Genomic DNA, 23,724 nt, shown 5'->3' on the forward strand with positions numbered 1-23,724 from the left:
CAATCCCTTAGCTATTTTTAACGCTTTTCTTGAGTACGTCGGCAAATTGCGTTGCCATGGCTTCGCGATTTTCAGGGGCTACCTGAGTATTTAAAATGTGCGTAATGACATTTCCTAATACCATAAGTGAAAGATCGCGGTTTGCACCGCCTTCTTCAAGGGTTAGAATAACGTTATTCATTAGCGTTTCGAATTCGTCGTTGCTATAGCGGCTCTGTTGGGGCATTGCTACGCCTCTTTTTTATGATTTCTTTGATAAAAAGAATGGTTTTACACGTAAAATGATTATAATCGTTGTTTGAGTGAGTACAATCATTCATTCTAAAATCCCGCAATTCTTTGGATATTTCTGACACTTTTTAAGCAACAGGACACCCGATACTCTATGAGTGCACTGATTCATCACTTTGTTGTACATCGTTTGATTGTAAACAAAGAAGAGAAAATTGAAGCAATTCCACGTGACAACTGCTTAGCTGTTACTCCGGAAATCGAGCTTCTTGCCCATCAAATAAACCACAGTTTCAATGCTAAACCTGGAAAAGGGGTTGGCCACTTCGTGACGGAAGTTACCCGTGAAGCAAAAGTGGAAAACGAAGAAGGCGAAGCGACTACGCAAAAAAGCACCGAGAACGTAGCAGAGTTCGCGGAAGGCCTTAAGCAATACATGGATATTCAAAAAGCGGCGGGTGATAACGTTGAAGATGCATTCCATGCGTTTTCGGTATCAGCGACCAATCGCTTAGTTCGCACTTTGGCAGAAACGGGTACGGTTGAGACCGGTTTTCTTATTTTCTGCCAGTATGAGTATTTAGCCACACAGTATTTGATGATTGCATTGTTAAATACCCGCTCGCACGTTGAAGTGACAAACTCTTTAGACCTTTCTGCGCGTGAACACTTAGATTTAGCAAAAATGCAGCTCGCTGTGCGGTTCGATTTAACTCAGTGGGATATTCAGCCAGAACAGCAGCGTTACGTTAGTTTTATTAAAGGTAGAATGGGACGTAAGGTATCAGACTTCTTTATGCAGTTTGTAGGCTGCGAAGAGCTGGTTGATGTTAAACAGCAAAATAAACAACTGATTTCTACGGTGGATGCCTACCTTGCCAGTGAGTCACTAGACCCGCAAGAGCAGCACCAGCATAGAGAAGAAGTTAAATCGTACTTTAAAGAAAAGATTGATGCGGGCGAGAGTTTATCGGTAGATGAACTGGCTAACCGACTTCCACAAAATGAAGAAACTAGCAGTAACTTTTCTGCGTTTACACAGTCTATGGAAGTACCGCTTGAAAAAGAAATTCAGCCAGACCCTGCAGCGCTGAAACAACTTGCTAAATTTACCGGTCAGGGCGGTGGTATATCGCTTAGCTTCGAACGCAAACTAATGGGCGATCGGGTATTTTACGACCCAGCTACGGATACGCTAACAATCCGTGGAATTCCACCTAATTTAAAAGATCAGCTTAATCGCCAATCTTCAATGGACTAGTCGCTGCGAAGCAAAGATAAAAAACGTATACTAGTTAGTAGAATATAAACTCGATTCAAGGGTGTTATGCAATTATTTGTAAATGATTTGACAGTGATGGACTTCTCTTACCTTTGCCCAAAACGCGGCATGGTAGGGGAAAGCTGGATTGTCGATGTGATTTTGGACGGTGAGCTCAACGAAGAGAGCATGGTTCAAGACTTTGGTCACGTGAAAAAGAACTTAAAGCGACTAATCGACGAATATGTTGATCACAAGTTGCTTGTACCTGCTGAATACAGAGGTTCAGAGGTTATTCACGACGACGATTCTGAACAGGTAGAAGCGCGCTTTACCTGCATTGATGGGCGTAGCATCATGCTACATTGCCCCGCTGAAGCTTATGCATTTGTTTATTCTGATGAGATAAACATGGAATCTGTTGGCGTTTACTTAAAAGAAGTATTGGCGACTCATCTTCCAGAAAACGTTGAAAACATTACGCTGCATTTACGTGAAGAAGTCATTAATTCTCCGTATTATCACTATACCCACGGGCTTAAAAAGCACGACGGTAATTGTCAGCGCATAGCGCACGGTCACCGTTCGCGAATCGATATTATGCTTGACGGCAAAGTGTGTGTTGAAAGTCAGCAGTACTGGGCTGACCGTTGGGCCGACATCTATATAGCCACCCGTGAAGACGAAATAGCGTACAGCGACAGAAAGCTTAAAGGTCAAGTTTCAAATGAAGCGGATTACTACTGTTTTGCTTACGAGTCGTCACAGGGCTATTTTGAACTATTAATTCCTAAGTCAGATTGTGAAGTCATCGAAACCGACTCAACAGTTGAGTGTTTGGCGCAGTATCTGCTTGAAGAGCAGAAGAAACGCACGCCTGACGGCGTTTGCCAAGTTATCGCTTATGAGGGCGTAGGTAAAGGCGCCACAGTAAAGGGTTAACATTTGACCACAGCTCGTTATAGGGAAAGGAAACAACTATGGCATTCACGCTTTCAAGAAACGCATTGCATAGCGCACTATCTCGTGTAATGAGTTGTGTAGTGGCAATTAGCACAGTTGCCTCTATGCCATTTGCTTACGCAGATGTAGAGTTAAACGGCCAAAACGAAGCGTTATCTAGTCAAGAGCAAGTAAACGTTGTGTTGAACGGTAAGTTTACGCAAGGCGCCTTACTGCGCGGGCAAGCTCCCGCTGGGTCCAAAGTAACGCTTAATGGCGAAAGTGTTCAAACCAACAAAGACGGAAAATTTGTTGTTGGCTTTGAACGGGAAGCGCCACTGCAGCAAACGTTGGTTGTAAAATTAGACAACGGCCAAAAGTGGCAGCGAGACATTACCCTTGAAAAACGCGAATACAACATTCAGCGTATTGACGGGCTAGAGCAAAAAATGGTTTCTCCGCCAGCAGAAGTGACGGCGCGTATTAAGCAAGACAATATCAACGTAGCTAACGCGCGAAGCGGTAATACTGATTTAGATGCATTATTCACCCGGTTTGAGTGGCCTGCGAAAGGCGTTATTTCCGGTGTTTACGGTAGTCAGCGCATTCTAAATGGTGTGCCGAAATGGCCGCATTATGGTTTGGACATCGCCAATGAAACGGGCACGCCTGTGTATGCCCCAGTTGATGGTGTGGTAACAATGGCTGATGATCTCTATTATTCGGGTAACACCTTGATTCTCGACCACGGCATGCGCGTGTTTTCAACGTTTCTTCATATGGACACTATAACGGTAGAAGTGGGTGAAACCGTTAAGCAAGGCGAGCAGATTGGAACGATAGGTTCAACAGGGCGCTCTACAGGCCCGCATCTGGATTGGCGTATTAATTTGGGCAACACTCGTTTAGACCCACAGACTATCATTTCGGGGTCTCCCGAAGAGTAATGATTAATTTGATTTAGTTTTAACAGGCATAAAGAAAAAGGCGCTTTCAGGTAAACTCTTAAAGCGCCTTTTTAGTTTTTACGCTACAGGGCGGAGTTATTTCCCCAGCCACTGATTAAGCTTTTCTTCATCAGTGATTTCAAAGTAAGCCATTTCTTTTCTTGCCTGAGTTACCTCAAGAGGCAGGGTTAGAAGCCGCCCGTCTCGAATAAGCGTTAACTCCACCTGCGACGTTTGGGCATTATCTAATAGGCGCTGCAGCTTCTGGGCATTGACGATATGACCGTCTAGCCCAATGATGACATCGTTTAAAAGAACACCTGCCTTCATTGCGGCAAGACCCTCAAATACCTGCATTACCGTAAGTCCGAAGGTAGCTGGCTTTAACGTGGCGCCAAGCTGATTTTTAATAGCAGGCAGCGAGGAGGCACCGCCTTTATCTTCACCTGACACGCGAGCACGAACCGCATAGTTAACGCCCATTTCAGATACTAACGAAGCCAATTCTACATCGTCTGTGCCATACACCACGCGATTTAAGTATTCTGAAACATCAATGCCAAAATGCATTGTACATAGATTTTGGATCACGTCATCAGGCGTACCTTTTTCATCCACACCATAGTGTTTCCACAATAACTGCATCAAGGTATCTAAATTCACTTGTTCGTTTGACTGTTTACGAAGGAGTAAATCTAACCCAAGGGCGATAATGCCACCCTTTGTGTAATAACTGACAATATTGTTAGTAGCGCTTGCGTCTTGCTTATAAAACTTTGTCCATGCGTCGAAGCTACTTTCTGCTGCACTTTGTTTAAAGCGACCTGCGTTTTGCAAAAGTCGACTGACATTTTGCGCAACAATATCGAGGTATTTCTGTGGTTCAATAACGCCGGCTCTAGCAAGGGTGACGTCATCATAGAAACTGGTAAAGCCTTCATAAATCCACAGCTGATTCGTGTATGTTTCTTGAGATAAGTCTGGTTTCACCATTACGCTAGGTTTAATGCGCTTAACATGCCATGTGTGGAAAAACTCATGGCTGCACAGACTTAAGAATGTGATGTAGCTGTCGGTTTTTTTCACACTTTCACCAACTTGAGGAAGGTCGAAGCGAGGGTAAAGAAGGGCAGTAGAATACTTATGCTCTAAACCGCCGAACCCATTGTCGGCAAGAAGCGTCATAAACAGGTAGTTATTAATAGGTTGTGGAGCACCAAACAAATCTAGGTGGTGCTTGCAAATTGGCGTTAAGTCATTTGCTATGCGCTCATAATCAATATTGTTGTTACCTGAGAAAAGTAACGTAAACGTAATGCCGTCAACCTCAAAGCTGTGAGTGTCTGCAATGCCCACATAAATGGGATGATCAATGAGCTCATCGTAATTTTTTTCAACGAAGTGCCACCGAGACGGGCTTGTGCGTTCACAACGAGAAGGCATTGACGTATAAGCCTTCCAATTCGAGGTTGCAGAATCGCTGTCGTTAAGCTCAATGTCCACCTCACACGGCACATTCTCGAAGCCGGAAACGTTTAAAAACGCACTGGTTCCATTTATAAACGCATATTGGTCGTTCACAAAAGCAGAGCGAATAGATAAGTCGTTGGCATAAACCGAGTAAACGACCGTACATGGTTTTCCATCTGTGTCTACACGCCAAGTTTGTTTATCGAGCTTAGTTACCGAAAGGCTATAAACGCTTCTATCGCCAACATTTTCAGTACTATGACCTTCAGAAGTGTTTGCAGTTAGCTCGATAATGCTTTTTGCAAAATCGCGCACCATGTAGCTTCCCGGGATCCAGCTTGGAAGGCTAAGCTCAATTGATGAGCCAGAATGCTCAGGTATTTGCAGCGCGACAGTAAATTGATGGGCACGCCAATTGGAAATAGTTAACGTATAGCGAAGAGCAGAGGTCATAAACGTCCGAAAAGATAAGCAAAACTATCCCTCAACTATATCAACCTATTGAGTTAATCCCAATAGATTGCCTGCTACTAAGGGGCAATATTTACGTTTATTGAACATGGTTTTCAATCGTAGTATTGATAAGTTTTTGTTTGATGCGTACATTGAGTTAAATGACATTAAATCCAGCAATAACAAATACAAATGGCTGAAAAAATACAAAGCAATTTACTAAGCGAAGATAATTTGGAATCGTTGCGTACGCTGGTACCCGGCGATACAGTAGATTTACAAATTGCTATGCCTGCAGCGCCAAAGCGTGTGAAGACTGATTACATAGGCATGCTTATTGATGAATGTTTGCTTTTTCATATTCCAACATCGGCGAAGTGGATTACCGTTAGGGATGCACTGACTGTTGGCAACGATATCGTGGTGCGTTCTGTGCTTGAGGGTGACACTGGCCAGGTTATTGCGTTTAAAGTGAAAGTACTCAAATTGCTTTCCAAGCCATCAGGCTTACTTATTACAACCTTTCCGAAACGTATTGAAAGTATAGGGCTTCGCGCTGTAAAGCGTGCTCAACTTGGCGTTTCAGTAACGTTAGAAGCTGACGTTTATCCCAGTGACGAAAACGTAACGGGGATCATCATAGATTTAAGTGAAAAAGGGTGCAAAGTAGCGTTACAGGTCAAGCCAAATTGGCCGGTAATGCTCGATGAAGCTGAGGTTAAGCTAAACTATTCGTTGGACGGTAAAGAAGTAGCGCTTACTGCAAAAGTTAAAAATCATAAGCTTGAGAGTGATGTGGTTTATTATGGGCTCGCCTTTACCTGTGAAGAAAAATTGATAAAAACGCTGTTGTCCCGACACACATTGTTAACGTAGGAAAACAATAGTTGGGTGCTCTTTAGATAATAATCAAAAAAACAGGCTAAGGGGATCTACATGAGAAGTATTGAGCGACTTTTAATGCAGTACGGTGAAAGCCACCAAAACAAGACCAACGTTATCATCCATGCTATTGCCGTACCCAGCATCTATTTCGTAACGATAGGTTTGCTGTGGAGTTTGCCGGTACCTGAAATGATAGCGCAATTCGATATAACGTGGGCGCATATCATAGCGGTTCCCGTATTGTATTATTATTTTATGTTGTCTGGTCCGATTGGGGCTGCAATGACCCTCTTAACTATACTGTGTTTCGGTGCAGTTAATACCCTAGACCACTTCAGTATCTCAGTATGGTTATTTTCTCTTGTACTGTTTGTCGTTATGTGGATTTTGCAGTTTATTGGCCATCATATCGAGGGCAAAAAGCCTTCGTTTTTTGACGATTTGCGCTTTTTGCTGGTTGGCCCAGCCTGGTGGTGGGTGCACTGGCTGAAAAGAATGAATATCAGTTACTGAGCTTAATCAGCGAATTGATATAGCCAAAACATGTCTAATTTCAAGATTTTGCCCTGCGACAAGAAGCATAAGGGGCACGACCAAGGCGCTTGGGTCGTGGCAAGGCTTGCGTATAATCTTCTTATAAGTTTTTAAATTGGTAATATTGTGAGTCGCTTTCAGCGTGTAATAGAAAGTAATGAACGTTTATTTTGGACGTTGCACAGTGCAGGCTGGGCAGGGTTCGCAATAATTTATTACATCGGATCTTTTCTCCATGATGTTCGACCCATTTGGGTTTTCATCATCATGCTTAATGCCTATGCGGGATGGTTGCTAACCATTCCGCTTCGCTACATCTATCGATGGGCAAGAAAGCAATCACCGCTCAACATGATCATCATAGTGATTGTGTCGTGCTACTTAATTGCTTTGCTATGGGCAGTGGTAAAAAACATTAACTACTGGGAAATCTACAAGCACGGATATCGCCCAGACGAATGGTATATGTATTTTACCAACACTATTAACTCGCTAATAATGGTGGGTTGTTGGAGTGGTGTGTACTTTGGCATCAAGAACTTCCAAATGCTTCAAAAAGAGAAGCAGAACGCGTTAAAGGCGAGTACCATGGCGCACCAAGCTCACATAAAGATGTTGCGCTATCAACTCAACCCGCATTTTCTCTTTAATACGCTTAACGCTATCTCAACCCTTATTCTTTTAAAAGAGAACGACACAGCAGAAGCGATGGTGTCGCGTTTGAGTGACTTTCTACGTTATTCATTAGACAACGACCCGATAAAGCGAGTACCGCTAGGTCAGGAAATAAAGGCATTACGACTCTATCTAGAGATAGAGAAGGTACGTTTTGACGATCGTCTAGAAGTGCTATGGGACATCGATGAAGGGTGTGAAAGTGCACTTGTGCCGAGCATGATCTTGCAGCCCATTATTGAAAACTCAATAAAGCACGCCATATCTAAGATGGAAAATGGTGGACGTATAGCGATTACGGCACGTACATTTGGCAATGATTTGTTAATGGATGTTGCCGATAACGGACCTGGTGCAGATATCAAAGACGGAACACTTAGTCGAGAAAACGGCGTAGGCCTAGCCAATATAAAAGAGCGTTTGCAATCCCTCTATCATCGTAATTTTGCATTCTCTATAGAACACAATCAGCCTTCAGGCGTGCGAGTTAGAATACGCATTCCCTATGAAGTTAAGGACGTATAACATGACAAAGCAAGTGATTAAAACCATTGTAGTGGACGACGAACCTTTAGCACGCAAGGGCCTTCGTGCCAGGTTAGAGCGTCATGATGATGTGCAGGTGCTTGCAGAGTGTCAGAACGGCCTAGAGGCTGTAAGTAGCATTTCTCAACATCGTCCAGATTTGGTGTTTTTAGATATTCAAATGCCTGGCTTAAACGGCTTTCAGGTTATTCACAAGTTGCGCGAACTGAAACAGCCCATTCCCATGATCGTTTTCGTAACTGCTTATGACAGCTACGCAATAAAAGCATTTGACGTGCATGCTTTAGATTATCTGTTAAAGCCAGCAGACGACGAGCGCTTAGGTGCGGCGTTAAACAAAGTACGTGAATATTACTCAACTCAGCATCAAGATGAGCAGTCACAAAAATTGGTAAGCCTTGTTGCTGAACTTACTGGCGATGATTGCGAAGAGATTTTACGCAAGTTAGCTAATGGTGAGCCGGTTGAAACCAATCCATACCCAGATGTATTGGCTATTAAAGATGGCTCAGAAGTAACGCGCGTAAACGTTCAAGACATTCAATGGATTGATGCTGCAGGTGATTATATGTGCGTTCACGCACTGGATGGCATGCATATAATGCGCAAAACCATGAAAGAACTTGAGCAGGAACTAAACCCACAGTTCTTTGTTCGAGTGCACCGTTCAGCTATTGCTAATATCCGTTTTGTTAAAAAGTTAGTGAGCCATATTAGTGGCGAGTATCATTTAATACTTCAAAATGATACAGAACTTAAAGTGAGTCGCAGTCATCGTGATAAAGTGAAAGCGGCAATGAAGATGTAAAGAAACTTGAGCCTTAAGTACTAAAAGGCGGTGTTTTATTATAAAACACCGCCTTTTTTGTTTTTACAATCTACAAATGTTTCAGGTTAAACAGCGTCTGAACCATCTTACTTAGTCGCAGCTGTATCTTTCGTTCATTAGGGTACGCATAGCGTCAACCCGAGCTTGATTGAGGGGCTTTGTTTCTTCCCAAGTTTTGGGTAGGGGTACGGTAATAGGGCGCTGATTAACTTCACCAACCATTATGTTGGTGACGTCGCTTCCTACTAAGCTTATGGCGAATTCGCCAAGAGTAGTGGCGAGTAGTCGGTCCTGTGCTACCGGCGAGCCGCCACGTTGGACATGCCCCAAGGTTACTGGCCTAACGTCGTTGATATTGTGATACTGCAAAGCTTCGGTTAATCCTGTTAAGCCATTAGGCCAAACGTTTTCAGCAACTACAACAATAAAACTGACGGGCCCTTTCAAGGCACGCTGCGCTTTGATCTGGTTTACGATCTTTTTGATTTCAGTTTCAGCGGATTCAAAAAACTCAGGAACAACCACATAGTCAGCCGCCGCGGAAAGGGCACCATTTAATGCTAAAAAGCCAGCATTGCGACCCATTACTTCTACAAGGAAAATACGTTCGAAGGCATCAGCTGTATCACGAACTTTATCGATAGAACTCATGGCGGTATCTATTGCGGTAAAGTAGCCTATAGTGGCATCAGTACCCGCTATATCGTTATCAATTGTTCCCGGAATACCAAGAATCTGGCCATCCCATAGTTCGCTCAACTTTGCTGCGCCGCGAAAAGATCCGTCACCACCGATTACAATAAGTGTGTCGATCTCGGCCTGTCTCAAGTTATCAGCCGCTTTGATAAGCCCTTCACGATTTTTAAATTCTTTACACCTTGCGCTGTGTAGTATGGTGCCGCCTTGCTGGATAAGATTGTGCGTTGAATCAAGAGATAGAGGAATAAACTCTTGCTGTAGTAATCCGTTGTAGCCGTGCTTGTAGCCAAGCAAGGTGAAGTTAGCTTTCTGACACGCAATAATTGCGGCACGTATACATGCATTCATACCTGGGGCGTCGCCACCAGAGGTTAAAATTGCGACACGTTTTGACACATTAAAGTCCTTCTTTTTACAGGCAATGCCATTAAAGTAGAGTAAAGGCTGTGCAACGTAAAGTTCTCTATTGCGGATATTTATTGCGTAATATCAAAGTAAAATTCAATTTTTCAGTACACAGCAATAAGCGTTTTTGCTTGTCACGCCGTAACTAACGTAAAAAAGGAAATACTATGCGTTCATTGTTGGTTGTTGTCTTTATTATTTTTCTTACTTCATGCAGTTCTAAGCTGGCTTATAACAACCTGGATTGGTGGGTGTATTGGTACATGGACGATTACATCGAGCTTAAAGATGAGCAAGAGGAGAAGTTTGATGCGCATTTACAAAATTGGTTGAGCTGGCACAAGAAGAGTGAACTTACTCGTTATAAAGCGCAATTAGAGGATATAAAAAAGCAGATTCAGAATGACACCCTTAATTCGAGTATTGTATATAACAACCTTGAGCTAGCTAGATCGCATTGGGAGCGCGTACGAGACGAGGTCAGTCCTGAACTAGCGGCTATAGCTAAAACACTCGATGATGAACAAGTTGTCACCCTATTTGCGGCATTAGAAAAAGACAATAAAGAAGAAGAGGAAGAGCGACAAGAGGCGCTGGAAAAGTCTGAAGCAGAGAGACTTAAAGATAGAATTGAGCGAATACAAGAAACAATAAGTGAGCGTATTGGAGATCTAAGTAAAGAGCAAAAACAAATTGTTAGCACCTACGCACAACAATTTATTTTTACAGGTGACGCTTGGATAACGTATCGCAGAAACATTCAAACTGCGGCAAGAAAGCTATTCGTTTCGCGCAAGCAAAACGAAAGGTTTGAGCAAGAATTGGTGTCGCTAATGCAAAATCCGGATAATTATAAAAGCGATGTGTACAAGCAAAGTAGTGCTCATAATATGACTGTGACAGCAACGCTACTGGCCGAGATATTTTCAACTCTTTCAGGGAAACAGCGTCAAACACTGATTGAAAACGTGGATGAGCTAATCGAAACGGTTGATAATTTTATGGATTAATTAGTAATACTTTGGCTCAGTACACATTCAGCTCGGTCGATACAGTACTGGTCTTCTCGTAATACAAGAAGAAAGATCCGACTTATGGTGGTAGCACTCAGTACTAAATAAGGTATTAGGTTATAATTCTTTCCAATCGATTTTAAGAACCTTACCTTCTTCGTTAGCAACGAAAAGGGGAAGTTCGGTCAATTTAGTGTTTTTTTGTTTTAATGTTTTAAGGTTCTCGTAGGAATACTGCCTCTGTATATGCCACTCTACCTTATTCCTTGATTTGTATTCTAAATCAATATTCCACCTACCCAGATAAGAAACCGCGCTTGGTTGAAGCGAGAAAAAGCAGCCATCGCATTCAGGTTTTTTAAAACGTCTTACCCCAATGTTCGAAAAAGCTGGAGTTATCGATTTTAGATAGTATTTGCCAGTTTTAACTTTGACGAGTTTTGGGAGGTGTTTCTCGTTAGCTTGACTACCCTCGAATTGCTGTGTGCTAGGTACTTTTAATCCGCGAATAACAAATATTTCACCACTGTTTAGCTCTTCAAATGTCATTCTGTGAATACCAGCATCGGCTAGTACAAAAGACTCGTTCTGACTTAGCGCCTGTTCATTGGCGCTAACCTCGTCGATTAAAATTGCCACCAGTAAAAAAACTAACAATCTCATAGCTCACCAGTTTTCTAATTCAAAAGCCAATATATTTAGAGAGTTCATCTCTAAGGTTGGTGTATTTTTCTTTGTAAGGCGCCTTAAGTGACATATCGTCAATCAATTTAAACAGCCGCTTACACTCATTAATGAGTTTCATTTCGGCTTTATCTTCTTTGATTGCAATTTGTAGAAGACATTGCAATAGATTAAGCGCAACCCCTGTATTTACAGGAGCAAAGCCTTGAGCAAGGGCAAACGAAGCCTTAGCACGTTCGTAATCTTGCTGCTGATAGTGTTGAATGCCTTCTCGGTTGAACTGTTGATAACTGGCTAAGTTTTTCTGAGCATTGAGGGCTTGCGCATCCAGCATGTTTAGACTGTTTTGGTCGAGCTCATCCTGTCTTGAAGTTAAAAGTGCATTCAATTGTAGCGCATCATCAAACTCACCCAGTTTATACATAACGTTAATACTGTCAGGAATAAACGCGGTAGGAACTTCCGTGTACTTATCGTCAAGCAGTGTTTGTGACGTTGTTAAGTGGCGTTTGGCATCAATCAGTTTGCCGTCTATAGCGCTAATTCTAGCGTTGACGATTGTACCAAATATATCTACGTCAAAATCTCTGTCCATTTTTTGAAGATGTTCATCAAACTTTCCTCGTTGCAGAGTTAGTAATGCTTCTTGCTGATACTTATTGCGCTGGCGCTTGTCGTCTGCAAACTCTGCGACATCTAAAAGGCTTCGGATAATACCGCACCAGTGTAAACTTGTTTTGTGAACGGTTCGTTTTGATAAATCCCAGATCGCTTGGCTTGAACTCGCTGCCAGCACTAAATCGTCATTTTGCCGACCTATTTCACAGGCTTTGAAATGCCTGGGTAGGGAGTAGGGCGACAATTTTATTGCCTCTTTTATTGCATCTAGTGCTTTGTCGCCAGCTGTGGTGGCTTGGTGTGCTTGCGCAAGAATATCGTGAGCGTCTGCATTGAACCGGTTACGCTTTAGCGTTCTCTTGGCAATTGAAATCGCTTTCTCATATTCCTTTAAAAGCAAGTAAGTTTTTCCAATAGCTATTTGTGCCCACAGCACGGGTTTTCCGTCAATGTAGTCACGTAACACATCTAGCGCTTTATCGGGTTGCTTTATACGCCAGTATAGCTCGACTAATAGCTGTTCACAGTGACCTTTATAGTGGGAAGGGGCGTCAAGTAACGCTTCGATATGGTCGATCGCACTGTTTATTTCACCCTGTTCAACGAGACTAAACGCTTGCTGGAGAAACTGTCTTTTTTGCCACGCACGAACAATACGAGACTTCAGCTGAACTTGAGAAAAGGGCTTAATTAAAAAATCATCGGGTCTACGTTCAATACTACCCAACACTATCGGTCGAGCGCTATCTGCGCTTATCAGAATGAACACCGATGTGGGACTGATAAGCCTTCGAGTGCGCAACTCTTCAATGAGCTCATAGCCATTTTTGTTGTCAGCTCCCAAGTGTAGATCACAAATGACAATATCAAACTTATGTTTTTTACATAGTGATACCGCTTGTTCAGCAGATGACTTCGTAACTACATCAGATGCGCCCATCGAATGCATCAGCCCCTTTAATAAAAGAAGGAAAGGGCGTTGGTCTTCAACAATCAGTACTTGTTTGTTGCTAAATTGCATTTCAAATCCATGAATGAGCGCGCGATTACTTTATAGGAGTATATCTAATTTTAAATAATAAGCTTAAGAAAAACATTATCTTGCCGAAAACATAAGTATACATATGAAGTTGTAAATAAGAATGTCGCAAGAAACTGTCGAAGCTCGTGAGCAAATACCTATTGACCCCAGTATATACTGGGAGCGCAGTGGTGTGCTTGCTAAAGCATCTGCGCAGGGAGCGTTGTTCTCTTTATATCTTGCTATGCAGCAACATAGTGTTGCCGAGCCATTTGAAATTGAAGCGGTAGCGTCAGAATCTGATGATAAAAGCAGCATCGAATCCAAGCTTGCATCGTTAAATTATTATAGAAGGCCATCGCTAGCTGCTAATGAAAGCGAATGGGGCAGAATGCGCGTTTTGTCTGAGTTAGTATCTCAAGACTATGCGGCAGCAAGGTTATATTTAAGTATGAATCCCTCTCCACTTTCACAAACTGATGATGCTAAACGTCTACCCGACGATGTAGTAGATAATTGTAGTTTGGCAACACAAAAGCGGTTAAAAAAGGAATACACTAACACCGTGAAGGAAGATAATACGCTGCTATACGATATCCTTTCATCACAAGATAAAGAATTCCATTCACAACAAGGAAATTCGTCACACTTCACATCTTTTGAGAATATTGCGTAGCAGTTATTTCCATTCGTTGTTGCGTGCTAAGTTTGCGTTGACGTGCGAGCGCTTATTCGTATCCGCCCTAGTTTTTATCATTCCTTTTTGTTATATTGCGCGCCGCATTTTTGCACTGGTCTTACGCTCCAATCAGCAAAGGTTAAAATATGTCTAAATATATTGTATGCGCAATGTATAAATTTGTTGCGCTTGAAAACTTCAAAGAAATCCGCCAACCGCTTCTAGAAACAATGGAAGCTAATGGCATTAAAGGTACGCTTCTTCTTGCCCACGAGGGGATAAACGGTACGGTTTCTGGTACCCGCGAAGGTATCGACGCATTACTTGCTTATTTAAACAGCGACGAGCGTATTAATCCTATTTCTTACAAAGAATCTCTTCACGATGAACAGCCGTTCTATCGCACCAAGGTAAAACTGAAAAAAGAAATTGTGACCATGGGCGTTGAGGGTATTGACCCTCGCAAAACCGTTGGTACTTACGTAAAACCTAAAGACTGGAACGCACTTATTAGCGACCCAGATGTTACGGTTATTGACACGCGAAATGGTTATGAAATTGAAATAGGTACGTTCAAACACGCTATCGACCCTAAAACCGAAACGTTTCGTGAGTTTCCTGAATACGTAGCGAAAGAGCTCGACCCGTCAAAAAATAAAAAAGTGGCTATGTTCTGCACCGGTGGTATTCGCTGTGAAAAATCGACGGCTTACTTGAAAGAGCAGGGGTTTGACGAGGTTTATCACTTAGAAGGTGGTATTCTACAGTACCTTGAAGATGTGCCGAAAGAAGAGTCATTGTGGGAAGGCGATTGCTTTGTATTTGATAATCGCGTTGCAGTTAACCACGACTTAGAGAAAAGCCATTATGAGCAGTGCTACGCGTGCAGACTTCCAATTACTGAAGAAGACAAGCAGAGTGATAAGTATGAGCCGGGTGTAAGCTGCCCACACTGCTTTGGTACCCATACCGACGATCAAATTGCTCGCTTTAGAGAACGTGAAAAACAGGTTCAGCTGGCAAAAGAGCGTCAACAAGAGCACGTAGGAACGGAAGCGCGTTTGACCATGGAACAAAAGCGTCAGGAAAAAGCAGAAGCTCAACGTTTACGTGCACTTAAAGCAAAAGAAAATCAGGCGTAGACAGCTTGAAAGAAGGGCGTTACACTCGTGCTTATTGCAGTTGAAATAAGGAATGCGAGTGAGCACTCAACTTTCAGAATCTAAAATTGAAGAAATTAGAAAGGACTTCAGCTTTTTCGATCGTGATGGCAACGGCCAAATCGATTTGCCGGAGTTCATCGAGCTTCTAACCGTTATTTCACCAAAAACGAAAGCTAGCCACGTACAAGAAGGCTTTAAGCTTATCGATAGTAACGACGACGGTTACATCGACTTTGAAGAGTTTTTGGAGTGGTGGCAAGAAGGATGGTGGGAATACTAAGTTTAAACTTAGTAACACTTATCGTCGACTGAGGCTTTTCGACACGCTAGGCTAAGCGTGAAAACGAGGGCTAGGCCACGTAAAAGAACCAAGTGAAAACGAGTGCTTTTAAGCACTCGTTTTTTTATGTGTTGAGTTTGGTGTTTCGTGTTGGGAGTGAGATATAGCTTCCTTTGAATAGCCTTCAATGTCGGCTTCGAGCGTGAAGCGGACGTTGGACATAACTTTTGCGCAAGTCCGCTTCAGACAAGGAGCGGATATTCGTCGTAACTCCTAAATGCATTGCCGAACGCATTATCATGCGGTTAATATTGTCTATCTAGTGATTAAGTGCTTCCAAGGCGTGCTTAGGATCAGCATCTAAGATCTTAAGCAAAGCACGAGCAGGACCTGTTGGATGGCGTCGGCCTTGTTCCCAATTCTCTAGCGTGCGTTTGCTCACCCCCAAAACGTCAGCAAAACGGGTTTGTGTTAACCCCGTTTTTGCACGAATGGCTTTTACTTGAGGCTCAGCAAATTCAGTTGTACGGGAAGGCTTTGCCTTATCTTTGATGATATCGTCTGCCTGAGACACACTCTCTATCAATTGTTCAAACATGTCACCATTCATTCTGACCACCTCTCTACGATCTTCTTCAGCGCTTTAAGCTGCGTATCTGTCAAATTATCCTGCACATTTTTTGGGTATGCCAACAGCATATAAAGCTGGTCGTTGTCGGTCATCCAATAATAGATAACCCTAGCTCCACCACTTTTACCCCTTCCTTCCAGCGCCCAGCGTACCTTTCTAAGGCCACCACTATTTTTAATTAATGAGCCTCTATCTGGCCTGCTAACAAGTGCTTCCTGCAAGTCTTTGTATTCATCATCATTCATCAGCTCTTTTATGAGCTTGGTGAATATGGGTGTTTCAATAATTACCATTCGTTAACTATAACACTAACACCAGCATACGCCAATGGCGTATGCTAATATTTAAAACTCAGCTGACCTTTCCCCAAAAATAACAAATCACATTTCGTAGAAGTATGGATAATATCCTTAACTTTCTAGACATCATTGTAAGCATCTAATGTATCAATCAAGATTGGTGAAATCTTTTTGGCTAGCAGCAGAACTTGAATATCGTTCAGTTTCTTTATTATTTCTTCCCGCCTAAGAGTATTCAAATAAATTCTGAAATAGACAAGGAGCGGAAGTTAAGAAACCTTACGAATCAATGTGGGCCGTAGCTTCTAAATGGACGAATCTAACCTCGTCCTCACTTCAGTTGTTTGCTAATAATTAAAAAGTTACCGGATGTAAGCTTTACGAACTTTTACATAAAAAACAACTCATAAGCCTAGCGTGAATTAGGAACGGGAACATAAGCTAAATGGCACTAAAAATAGCGTTACTCTTTTGTTTGCTCTCACCTGTGATAAAGGCAAAAGAAATACTCACATACGATATTAAATCTAATGACAATAACCTTCTTTTGAAGAGTGTAACCATTGACACCTCACATTTAGGTCATTTTGTCCTAAACCCTTCAAGGGCTATACCTTCTACCAATACTTCAGAAGTAAAATGTCATTTATCAAATCAGGTAAGTAAGATTGAGTTTGAAAAAGAAACAAAGTGTGACAGCGTTTCGTGGGACATTAGCTTCAAGCCCTTAGATATAAATGGAATAGATATTTCCTCTCAACAAAACGTCTATAGTTCAAGCGGTCATTGGATCTTATTTGAATGGGGTGATATCCATAGAATTAAAGGAATAGTGGAATCACAAGTGTGTATCAATGGAAAAAGCTGTTCTCCGATCCCAACCATGAACCAAGCCCCTTTGATAAAAGCTTGGGGGGGGAAGCCGATACTAATATCAAATCACCTATTTGAAGCCAATATATACGCTGATGATATTTTGCTAGGTAGCAAAAAGAATGCAATTAACGAAAAATTGTCAAAGCTCATAACCTATCTAAGACCCATATTTAATACTCAAAATGGTCCTGTAAATTGGGATCTTATTTTCGTTAATATCGATGAAAAATATAGAACTGTTGGAGGTGCTGCTGGGTATAACTCTTGGGTTGTCAATTACGTAACCAATAATGGCAAACTCAATGAACAGAGATTTGAACATACTGCACACTTAGTTGCTCACGAAACAATTCATACGTTAACTGATATTCCTTTAAGTTTTTGGATTTCTGAAAGCCTTACCGAATATTACACCCATAAGGCCTTCAGACTCATAGAGCCGACGTATGAATCGGCTATTGAAGAATTAATTCGAAAGCAAGATGCTCAAGGCGATTTATCGAAAAAAATAGGAGAGGTGGAGCCAAGTAACGAAAACCTTCTATTTTTCTACACTAAAGGCGCAGCATTTTGGCAGGCCATAGATGAGCAGCTAGCAAAGAACAACTCATCACTTGATGATTTGGTAGACACACTAGCTAACTATGAGAGCGATGAGCTTCTTCCTGAATCTTTCATCAAAAAGCTAGTTGGAATTATTGGGTCATTCGAAGCTCAAAAAATAATTAGAGAATACGTTCAAGAAAACTCTACACACAATCTGGATGGTTAGCCTATTAATAACGAATTTAATCGCTCAAGTCTCAATATTTGAGCTTTACTCGTAGTGAGATAGTACGAATTGAAGCAAATCGACTACTCTAAGAGCGATGTAAATTTTTGAGTTTGGCTCGGTGTACTGCTAGTTTTCGCACTATTAGAGACGGTTACGAGTTCAGAGGTGAAGTAGTAAGCCTGACAGTGTGTACTAAAATCTTGACGATGAAATGAACTAACGGCTCTACGTACACTTCAGCCACACAGAATGATTGGTTTCAAAAGAAGGAGCGGACACGCATCGCCAAATTATGTTGATTAGTACGTGGGCTAAGCCCGAACGAAGTCGGTCAGGCCACGTGCATGAGTCCCAGCGAATATAGTGAGTTAATTGAGTTGTAAAACGAATAGCCAATTAATTCATAGATAGAAGGCTACGAGGCTTAAGCTCTAAATTACTTTCCAACCTTTCTATTTTTGAAAGAAGGCCTTGATTAGCTTTGCTTGCTTGGTCAATTTGACTCTGAAGCTTATCTACTTTGAACTGAAGAGTATTATTGGCTCGATTTTGTTGATATAGGATGAACGACTGCAAGCTAATTACAGTAGTGAAAGCAATTATTGATAAAGCTATCTTTGTACGACTTTTCATGGAACTTCCTTATTTCAAAAGAGTTTTACGACTACTAGTGATTTTCTAGTTTGTCACTTATCAGTATAACAATTTAACAATGCGCAATTTGCGCGTTTTTTACCAAGCTACCACTCGTTACAGTTTATACTGCCATTGTTATCGAGTTTGTGAAAGCCTAGGCAACCAATGGCAGCAAGAAACTAAGGCCAATAAATGCTAGGACACAAATGCGTAATTGGGTCACTCGCTTCATATTAGGCAAATGAAAGGTTGCAATACGTACTTTTCGCCCGTTCAATTACAAATATTTGAACGGCAGCTTTTGGCACAAAGCAGAAGTAGCTAGTCAATAATCTATTCGTCCACAACTTGTCTATAGCAGAACTCAAAGCCTCGACAGATGAACCTACACGTTGGGCGAAGCTAAAAAAGTATGCTATGTAGTAAAGACTACCAATCAGCGCTGTATACTTTATTGGCTGCGGACGCTTCTACTTCTAGTGGGGCTTTATCGTAACCGTATTCAGCCATGTCGAAAAAGTGTTGGGTGACAACTTCATCTAAACTGGCTCGCTCAATCTGTAACACATGCACTAATTCGTGGGCTAACTTGGGTCTATTAAGCTCGAAATCTTTACGAGCATAAATCGAATAGCCGAAAACTTGTGCGTTATTTATTATTCCTTCTCCAACAAGTCCAACGGCTTCGCCAAACACTTTAAGCGCGAAGTTTTCGTAGGGATATGGCACTTCATCTACATAAACAATTCTTACTTTTTTAGGCTGTTTTATGCCTATCTCCGCTGCTAGCGCCAATTCTTGTTCGTTCAACGGTTGACCTATTTTTAAGCCTTTCATATCTGTTTCATGTGCCCACTCTATGTACTGCGGCAATAATACGCGTGCTATTATTTTTTCATAGGAGAGTGCCACAACGACTATTACTATAAACAAAGCTAACGATACGAACTTTATAAATTTCATGTGGTTAAAATCCATTTTAAAGGGGGAGTTTGTGCCGCTTACACGCTTTGTTACAAACAGTTGAAGCGTGTAGTCAGCACAATCGACTTGTTGCTATATGCATAGTAGAGCATATGATGGCGAAGTGTTCCATCAAAGGGCTGCAGGAAATGTGATTAAAAACAAAGTGAAAAGTTACACACCGCTATTGAATAGTGAATTGTGACTAGCGGCGGTGATGGTTCAAACTACGATATAGAGTTTTATTCGTCGTCGTCAGACAGAGTGTTTCTTGGCTTGCGTTTCACAGGAACCATACCAATATCTTCTCCAGACATGGTATCGACACGTTTTTTAGTGCCAGGTTTTGCTGGTTTTGCTACGCGCTTTTTACCATTTTTCGCATTTGATTGTTTTGACACTTTTTTCTTCGGCGTAAAACCTTTAAAAGACGCCGAGAATTCGTCATGCGGTGAACACTCTAACGCATATTGAAGGTGATTCTTAAGCCCCTCGAAACTGTTCCAATCACGAGGGCCAATTAGCGAGAATGCTTCGCCTTTTTGCCCAGCACGGCCTGTACGGCCGATACGGTGAATGTATTCATCCGCGTTCTTAGGAAGGTCAAAGTTAACCACCAATCCAACTTTTGATAGATCTAGTCCACGAGAGGCGAGGTCGGTAGTAACCAGAATACTGTGCTGCCCACGAGCAAACGCACTCATTACTGCTGCGCGTTGGCTTTGTAGCATATCACCACGAAGCGCAATAGCTTCTAAGTTTTGTTCGTTAAGCAGTGCTGCAATTCTATCGGTATCTTCACGGGTAGCTGTAAATACGATAGCTTGGTTGTAGGTACGATTGGCTAGTTCAAACTGTAAAATTTGATCTTTGTTATCAACATTGTCTGCAAAGAAGCACTTCTGTTCGATATCGCCATGCTCTGCGGTTGAGTCTCCTACAGCTACACGAACAGCGCCTTTGGTTAACTGCGTCGTCATATGCTTTAGCTCAATATTATCGAGCGTGGCAGAAAACAACATAGTTTGACGCTTTCTGTGATCAGCATAGTCGTTAATCATTTTAAGCTGAGCAGAGAAGCCTAAGTCTAACATTCGGTCGGCTTCATCAAAGATAAGCAACTCTAAACCGTTTAAATACACACTTTTATCTAATAGATGGTCCGCTACACGACCAGCGGTACCAACGATAATGTGAGGGTTACGGCGAAGCGCTTTAACTTGGTCGTTATAATTTTCACCACCCACAATAAGTGAACAAGTAAGATTTAGCCCGGTACACATTGATTTAGCTTCAATGAAAACTTGTTTGGCTAGCTCACGAGTTGGCGCAAGAATAAGTGCGCGTGGGTCTTGACGACTAAGGGCTTTTTGCGACATTAGCCTGTTTATAGCTGGCACTAAAAAGGCGAAGGTTTTACCTGACCCCGTTTTTGATGACGCAATTATATCTTTGCCCTGAATAGCAGGCAGCATAGTGCGTTCTTGAATTTCGGTTAGCGTCGAAATGTTTTTCGTTTCGAGCTTTGAAATAATTTTGTGGTGAACAGGTAAATCAGTAACTAGCAAGAAGGTATAGCCTTTTTAAAATGACATTCGGGCGCATTATCCCTTAATGCACGGTGCATTTAAAGGTTTATTGGAAAGGCTTATGAGTTTGCAGACTGAAGGCAGGTGCTTGTAACAATCGTTACTCAACGAAGAATATAAAGTTAAAGCAAAAATGTGAGTTAACTCAATGGCGCGCGCTTACCACAAGAGCATAAATGCTGAATGATAAGCGCGACATTGCGAAACACAATTAAATGAAAAGCACAATTAAACGCAGAGTTTAAAACTGCATTTCAGGTACATTTTCAGGAACAACAAGCTTTCCGCCCGTTTTCTCTTTAATTTCGTCAACGCTGACGCCCGGGGCGCGTTCTTGAAGCACAAATGCGCCGTCTTCAACACTCAGCACTGCTAAGTCGGTAATAATGCGCGTAATACAGTTCACACCGGTTAACGGTAAGGTACATTCGCTAAGTAGTTTTGGGTTACCGTGTTTGTCGGTATGGGTCATGGTAACTATTATGTTCTTCGCGCCAGCAACTAAGTCCATAGCACCGCCCATGCCTTTAACGAGTTTGCCCGGTATCATCCAAGACGCAATATTGCCCGATACATCAACCTCAAATGCGCCAAGTACAGTAAAATCAACGTGGCCGCCGCGGATCATGGCAAAGCTCTCAGCGCTACTAAAAATAGATGCGCCTGTGATAGCCGTTACCGTTTCTTTACCAGCGTTTATCATATCAGCGTCAATTTCACTTTCAGTCGGGTAGCGTCCCATCCCCAAAAGACCGTTTTCTGATTGCAGCATCACGCTGATGTCATCTGGTACATAGTTAGCTGCAAGGGTAGGGATACCAATGCCTAAATTAACGTAATCGCCATCTTTAAATTCCTGAGCGACGCGCATTGCGATTTGTTCTCTACTAAGCATTACACTGACTCCTTGCTAACTACACGGCGTTCAATACGTTTTTCAAATGAACCTTGAATGACACGGTTTACATAAATCCCGGGAGTGTGGATCTCGCTAGGGTTCAATTCACCAGGCTCTACAATTTCCTCTGCTTCAACCACAGTGATTTTACCTGCAGTAGCGGCCATAGGATTAAAGTTTTGTGCTGTATGGCGATAAATACAGTTTCCGTAAGTATCTGCTTTCCATGCTTTTACAATGGCAAAGTCGCCAGTAATAGCATGTTCAAGAATATAAGGGCGACCGTTGAATTCTTTGACTTCTTTTCCTTCACCAACAGGCGTACCATAACCTGTGGCAGTGTAGAAGGCAGGAATGCCAGCACCACCAGCGCGCATTTTTTCCGCCAGCGTTCCTTGAGGTGTAAGCTCAACTTCCAGCTCACCGTTAAGCAGTTGTTTTTCAAACAGGGCATTTTCACCTACATAAGAAGACACCATTTTTGCTATTTGTTTGTCTTCTAGTAAAAGACCCAAGCCAAATCCATCTACACCGCAGTTATTAGAAACTACAGTAAGTCCAGCTACGCCCATTTTCTTAATTTGGCCTATCAGTCCTTCGGGTATACCACACAATCCGAAACCGCCCGCAATGACTGTCATACCATTTTCAAGGCCAGCCATTGCTTCTTCGTATGAGGATACAACTTTGTTAAATCCCGCCATTCTCTATCTCCAATGCATTTGTTAATAATAAGTATCGACATTGTTGCTTCATTTGTAAAATCGAATTAATCTTGCGATTAATAAAAACTATTTATTATTTGTTGAAGTCAGTTGAAAAGTTTATGGATGTTTCATACCGTCAAATAAAAGCGTTTGTAGAAGTGGCCAAGTCATCAACCTTTGCTGAAGCCGCGGTAAATCTACATTTAACACAGCCAGCTTTGTCATCGGCAATTAAAAAAATGGAAGAGCAGTTAGGCGGTAAGTTATTCCAACGCAATACACGCAATGTAAGCCTAACACCAGAAGGAGAGGTGTTGTTTCCAAATGCTTTGAGGCTACTGCACGACTGGGACAATACTTTTTCTGATATTCAAAATTTGTTTGCTATGGCGAAAGGGCAGCTTACCATTTGCGCTATGCCGTCATTTGCCGAGTCTCATTTACCGAATATCTTGTCAGTATTTCATCAACGAATTCCAAACGTAAACTTACGAATTGTCGATGTAGTAATGGAACAGGTAATTCATGAAGTTACTACTGGCCGCAGCGAGATTGGGTTCTCGTTTGAGCCAGAGCGCAAAGATGGTTTAGTGTTTAAAAGCCTTTTTGCTGATGAGTTTGTTGTTGTGACCAACAAAGCACAATCAGCCCATTTAGGGGACAAGTTGCATTGGCAGGACTGTCTAAAACTTCCATTGGTAATGATGAATAGGGGATCTGCGGTACGTCATTGGACTCAATCTAAGCTAGCACAATATGGTGAGCTAAATATAATCGCGGAAACGGGGCAGCTATCTACACTAGGAAAGCTTATTCTAAATGGTTTAGGTATATCTATTATGCCGGCGATTTGTAAAGCGCAAATGGAGGGATTGGGGCTAGTAACAAAAGAAATTAGTGACATGCCTCTGGTGAAAAATATTGGAATAATTCGAAATGCGCGAAAAGGGTTATCGCTGCCGGCTCAATCTATGTGGGACATGGCCGTAGCGCATTATGAGTGAAATAATGCGCT

Annotated in this window: 25 protein-coding genes; 13 read left to right on the forward strand and 12 right to left on the reverse strand. The window is 42.1% G+C overall.

Going from position 1 to position 23,724, the window contains the following annotated elements:
• Positions 1–7: 7 nt before the first annotated feature.
• Entirely contained in the window at positions 8–226 is a 219-nt protein-coding gene (locus MHN02_RS13695; RefSeq protein ID WP_014949499.1) for a DUF1414 domain-containing protein, read from the reverse strand.
• 159 nt (positions 227–385) lie between these two features.
• Between MHN02_RS13695 and yejK the strand changes: the two genes are divergently transcribed.
• The 3 genes from yejK (at position 386) to MHN02_RS13710 (ending at position 3,381) form a co-directional block, all read left to right on the forward strand.
• Positions 386–1,492 (forward strand): nucleoid-associated protein YejK, encoded by a 1,107-nt coding sequence (yejK, locus tag MHN02_RS13700; RefSeq protein ID WP_014979307.1) that lies wholly within the window; start codon positions 386–388, stop codon positions 1,490–1,492.
• 66 nt (positions 1,493–1,558) lie between these two features.
• A complete protein-coding gene (locus MHN02_RS13705) occupies positions 1,559–2,434 on the forward strand; it encodes a 6-carboxytetrahydropterin synthase (RefSeq protein WP_239246705.1) in 876 nt (291 codons plus the stop codon).
• Between the two features lie 38 nt (positions 2,435–2,472).
• On the forward strand, positions 2,473–3,381 hold the full coding sequence (locus tag MHN02_RS13710; protein ID WP_239246707.1) for a M23 family metallopeptidase: 909 nt from the start codon (positions 2,473–2,475) through the stop codon (positions 3,379–3,381).
• Between the two features lie 96 nt (positions 3,382–3,477).
• On the opposite strand, the gene MHN02_RS13715 is transcribed toward MHN02_RS13710, so the two are convergent.
• Entirely contained in the window at positions 3,478–5,304 is a 1,827-nt protein-coding gene (locus MHN02_RS13715) for a PDZ domain-containing protein (RefSeq protein ID WP_101564610.1), read from the reverse strand.
• Positions 5,305–5,496: 192 nt separating this feature from the next.
• Between MHN02_RS13715 and MHN02_RS13720 the strand changes: the two genes are divergently transcribed.
• The 4 genes from MHN02_RS13720 (at position 5,497) to MHN02_RS13735 (ending at position 8,752) form a co-directional block, all read left to right on the forward strand.
• Positions 5,497–6,180, forward strand: a complete 684-nt coding sequence (locus MHN02_RS13720; protein WP_101564611.1) for a PilZ domain-containing protein — start codon at positions 5,497–5,499, stop codon at positions 6,178–6,180.
• A gap of 60 nt (positions 6,181–6,240) precedes the next feature.
• Positions 6,241–6,702: an Mpo1-like protein gene (locus MHN02_RS13725; protein WP_014949505.1), complete on the forward strand. Its 462-nt coding sequence runs from the start codon at positions 6,241–6,243 to the stop codon at positions 6,700–6,702.
• A 147-nt stretch (positions 6,703–6,849) separates the two neighbouring features.
• A complete protein-coding gene (locus MHN02_RS13730; RefSeq protein WP_014949506.1) occupies positions 6,850–7,923 on the forward strand; it encodes a histidine kinase in 1,074 nt (357 codons plus the stop codon).
• Between the two features lies 1 nt (position 7,924).
• Entirely contained in the window at positions 7,925–8,752 is an 828-nt protein-coding gene (locus tag MHN02_RS13735) for a LytTR family DNA-binding domain-containing protein (protein ID WP_014949507.1), read from the forward strand.
• 111 nt (positions 8,753–8,863) lie between these two features.
• On the opposite strand, the gene MHN02_RS13740 is transcribed toward MHN02_RS13735, so the two are convergent.
• Positions 8,864–9,868, reverse strand: coding sequence for an ATP-dependent 6-phosphofructokinase (locus MHN02_RS13740; protein WP_014949508.1), 1,005 nt, complete (start codon positions 9,866–9,868; stop codon positions 8,864–8,866).
• Between the two features lie 176 nt (positions 9,869–10,044).
• On the opposite strand from MHN02_RS13740, the gene MHN02_RS13745 reads away from it, so the two are divergent.
• The gene (locus tag MHN02_RS13745) at positions 10,045–10,887 is read left to right on the forward strand and encodes a DUF6279 family lipoprotein (protein ID WP_239246709.1); all 843 of its coding nucleotides are present in this window, start codon (positions 10,045–10,047) and stop codon (positions 10,885–10,887) included.
• 120 nt (positions 10,888–11,007) lie between these two features.
• On the opposite strand, the gene MHN02_RS13750 is transcribed toward MHN02_RS13745, so the two are convergent.
• Positions 11,008–11,553 (reverse strand): hypothetical protein, encoded by a 546-nt coding sequence (locus MHN02_RS13750; protein WP_039227739.1) that lies wholly within the window; start codon positions 11,551–11,553, stop codon positions 11,008–11,010.
• Positions 11,554–11,572: 19 nt separating this feature from the next.
• The gene (locus tag MHN02_RS13755) at positions 11,573–13,213 is read right to left on the reverse strand and encodes a response regulator (RefSeq protein WP_061485884.1); all 1,641 of its coding nucleotides are present in this window, start codon (positions 13,211–13,213) and stop codon (positions 11,573–11,575) included.
• A 121-nt stretch (positions 13,214–13,334) separates the two neighbouring features.
• Here MHN02_RS13755 and MHN02_RS13760 point away from each other — a divergent pair, with 121 nt between their 5' ends.
• From MHN02_RS13760 to MHN02_RS13770, 3 genes are all read left to right on the forward strand, one after another.
• Positions 13,335–13,889, forward strand: coding sequence for a VC2046/SO_2500 family protein (locus MHN02_RS13760; RefSeq protein ID WP_239246711.1), 555 nt, complete (start codon positions 13,335–13,337; stop codon positions 13,887–13,889).
• Positions 13,890–14,038: 149 nt separating this feature from the next.
• Entirely contained in the window at positions 14,039–15,034 is a 996-nt protein-coding gene (locus MHN02_RS13765; RefSeq protein WP_014979317.1) for a rhodanese-related sulfurtransferase, read from the forward strand.
• Between the two features lie 52 nt (positions 15,035–15,086).
• On the forward strand, positions 15,087–15,335 hold the full coding sequence (locus tag MHN02_RS13770) for an EF-hand domain-containing protein (protein ID WP_039220280.1): 249 nt from the start codon (positions 15,087–15,089) through the stop codon (positions 15,333–15,335).
• Between the two features lie 319 nt (positions 15,336–15,654).
• Here MHN02_RS13770 and nadS read toward each other — a convergent pair whose 3' ends face one another.
• Together nadS and MHN02_RS13780 are read right to left on the reverse strand one after the other, a co-directional pair.
• Entirely contained in the window at positions 15,655–15,945 is a 291-nt protein-coding gene (nadS, locus tag MHN02_RS13775; protein ID WP_061485886.1) for a NadS family protein, read from the reverse strand.
• Positions 15,942–16,259: a type II toxin-antitoxin system RelE/ParE family toxin gene (locus MHN02_RS13780; protein WP_061485887.1), complete on the reverse strand. Its 318-nt coding sequence runs from the start codon at positions 16,257–16,259 to the stop codon at positions 15,942–15,944. Before MHN02_RS13780 ends, nadS begins: the two co-directional genes overlap by 4 nt.
• Positions 16,260–16,710: 451 nt before the next feature.
• On the opposite strand from MHN02_RS13780, the gene MHN02_RS13785 reads away from it, so the two are divergent.
• Entirely contained in the window at positions 16,711–17,913 is a 1,203-nt protein-coding gene (locus MHN02_RS13785; RefSeq protein ID WP_239246713.1) for a hypothetical protein, read from the forward strand.
• Between the two features lie 399 nt (positions 17,914–18,312).
• Here the strand turns inward: MHN02_RS13785 and MHN02_RS13790 are convergent, their stop codons facing one another.
• The 5 genes from MHN02_RS13790 to MHN02_RS13810 form a co-directional block, all read right to left on the reverse strand.
• On the reverse strand, positions 18,313–18,549 hold the full coding sequence (locus MHN02_RS13790; RefSeq protein WP_061485889.1) for a hypothetical protein: 237 nt from the start codon (positions 18,547–18,549) through the stop codon (positions 18,313–18,315).
• Positions 18,550–18,981: 432 nt separating this feature from the next.
• Positions 18,982–19,515, reverse strand: a complete 534-nt coding sequence (locus MHN02_RS13795) for a hypothetical protein (RefSeq protein WP_239246715.1) — start codon at positions 19,513–19,515, stop codon at positions 18,982–18,984.
• Positions 19,516–19,757: 242 nt separating this feature from the next.
• Positions 19,758–21,083 (reverse strand): DEAD/DEAH box helicase, encoded by a 1,326-nt coding sequence (locus MHN02_RS13800; RefSeq protein ID WP_014949518.1) that lies wholly within the window; start codon positions 21,081–21,083, stop codon positions 19,758–19,760.
• A 262-nt stretch (positions 21,084–21,345) separates the two neighbouring features.
• Positions 21,346–21,999 carry a CoA transferase subunit B gene (locus MHN02_RS13805; RefSeq protein ID WP_014976576.1) on the reverse strand — a complete coding sequence of 218 codons (654 nt, stop codon included), beginning with the start codon at positions 21,997–21,999 and terminating at the stop codon, positions 21,346–21,348.
• A complete protein-coding gene (locus MHN02_RS13810; protein ID WP_239246717.1) occupies positions 21,999–22,706 on the reverse strand; it encodes a CoA transferase subunit A in 708 nt (235 codons plus the stop codon). Before MHN02_RS13810 ends, MHN02_RS13805 begins: the two co-directional genes overlap by 1 nt.
• Positions 22,707–22,828: 122 nt before the next feature.
• Between MHN02_RS13810 and MHN02_RS13815 the strand changes: the two genes are divergently transcribed.
• On the forward strand, positions 22,829–23,713 hold the full coding sequence (locus tag MHN02_RS13815) for a LysR family transcriptional regulator (RefSeq protein WP_014949521.1): 885 nt from the start codon (positions 22,829–22,831) through the stop codon (positions 23,711–23,713).
• The last annotated feature ends 11 nt before the right edge of the window (positions 23,714–23,724 follow it).

The organism is Alteromonas sp. CNT1-28 (genome assembly GCF_022348345.1).
Taxonomy (GTDB): domain Bacteria; phylum Pseudomonadota; class Gammaproteobacteria; order Enterobacterales; family Alteromonadaceae; genus Alteromonas; species Alteromonas macleodii.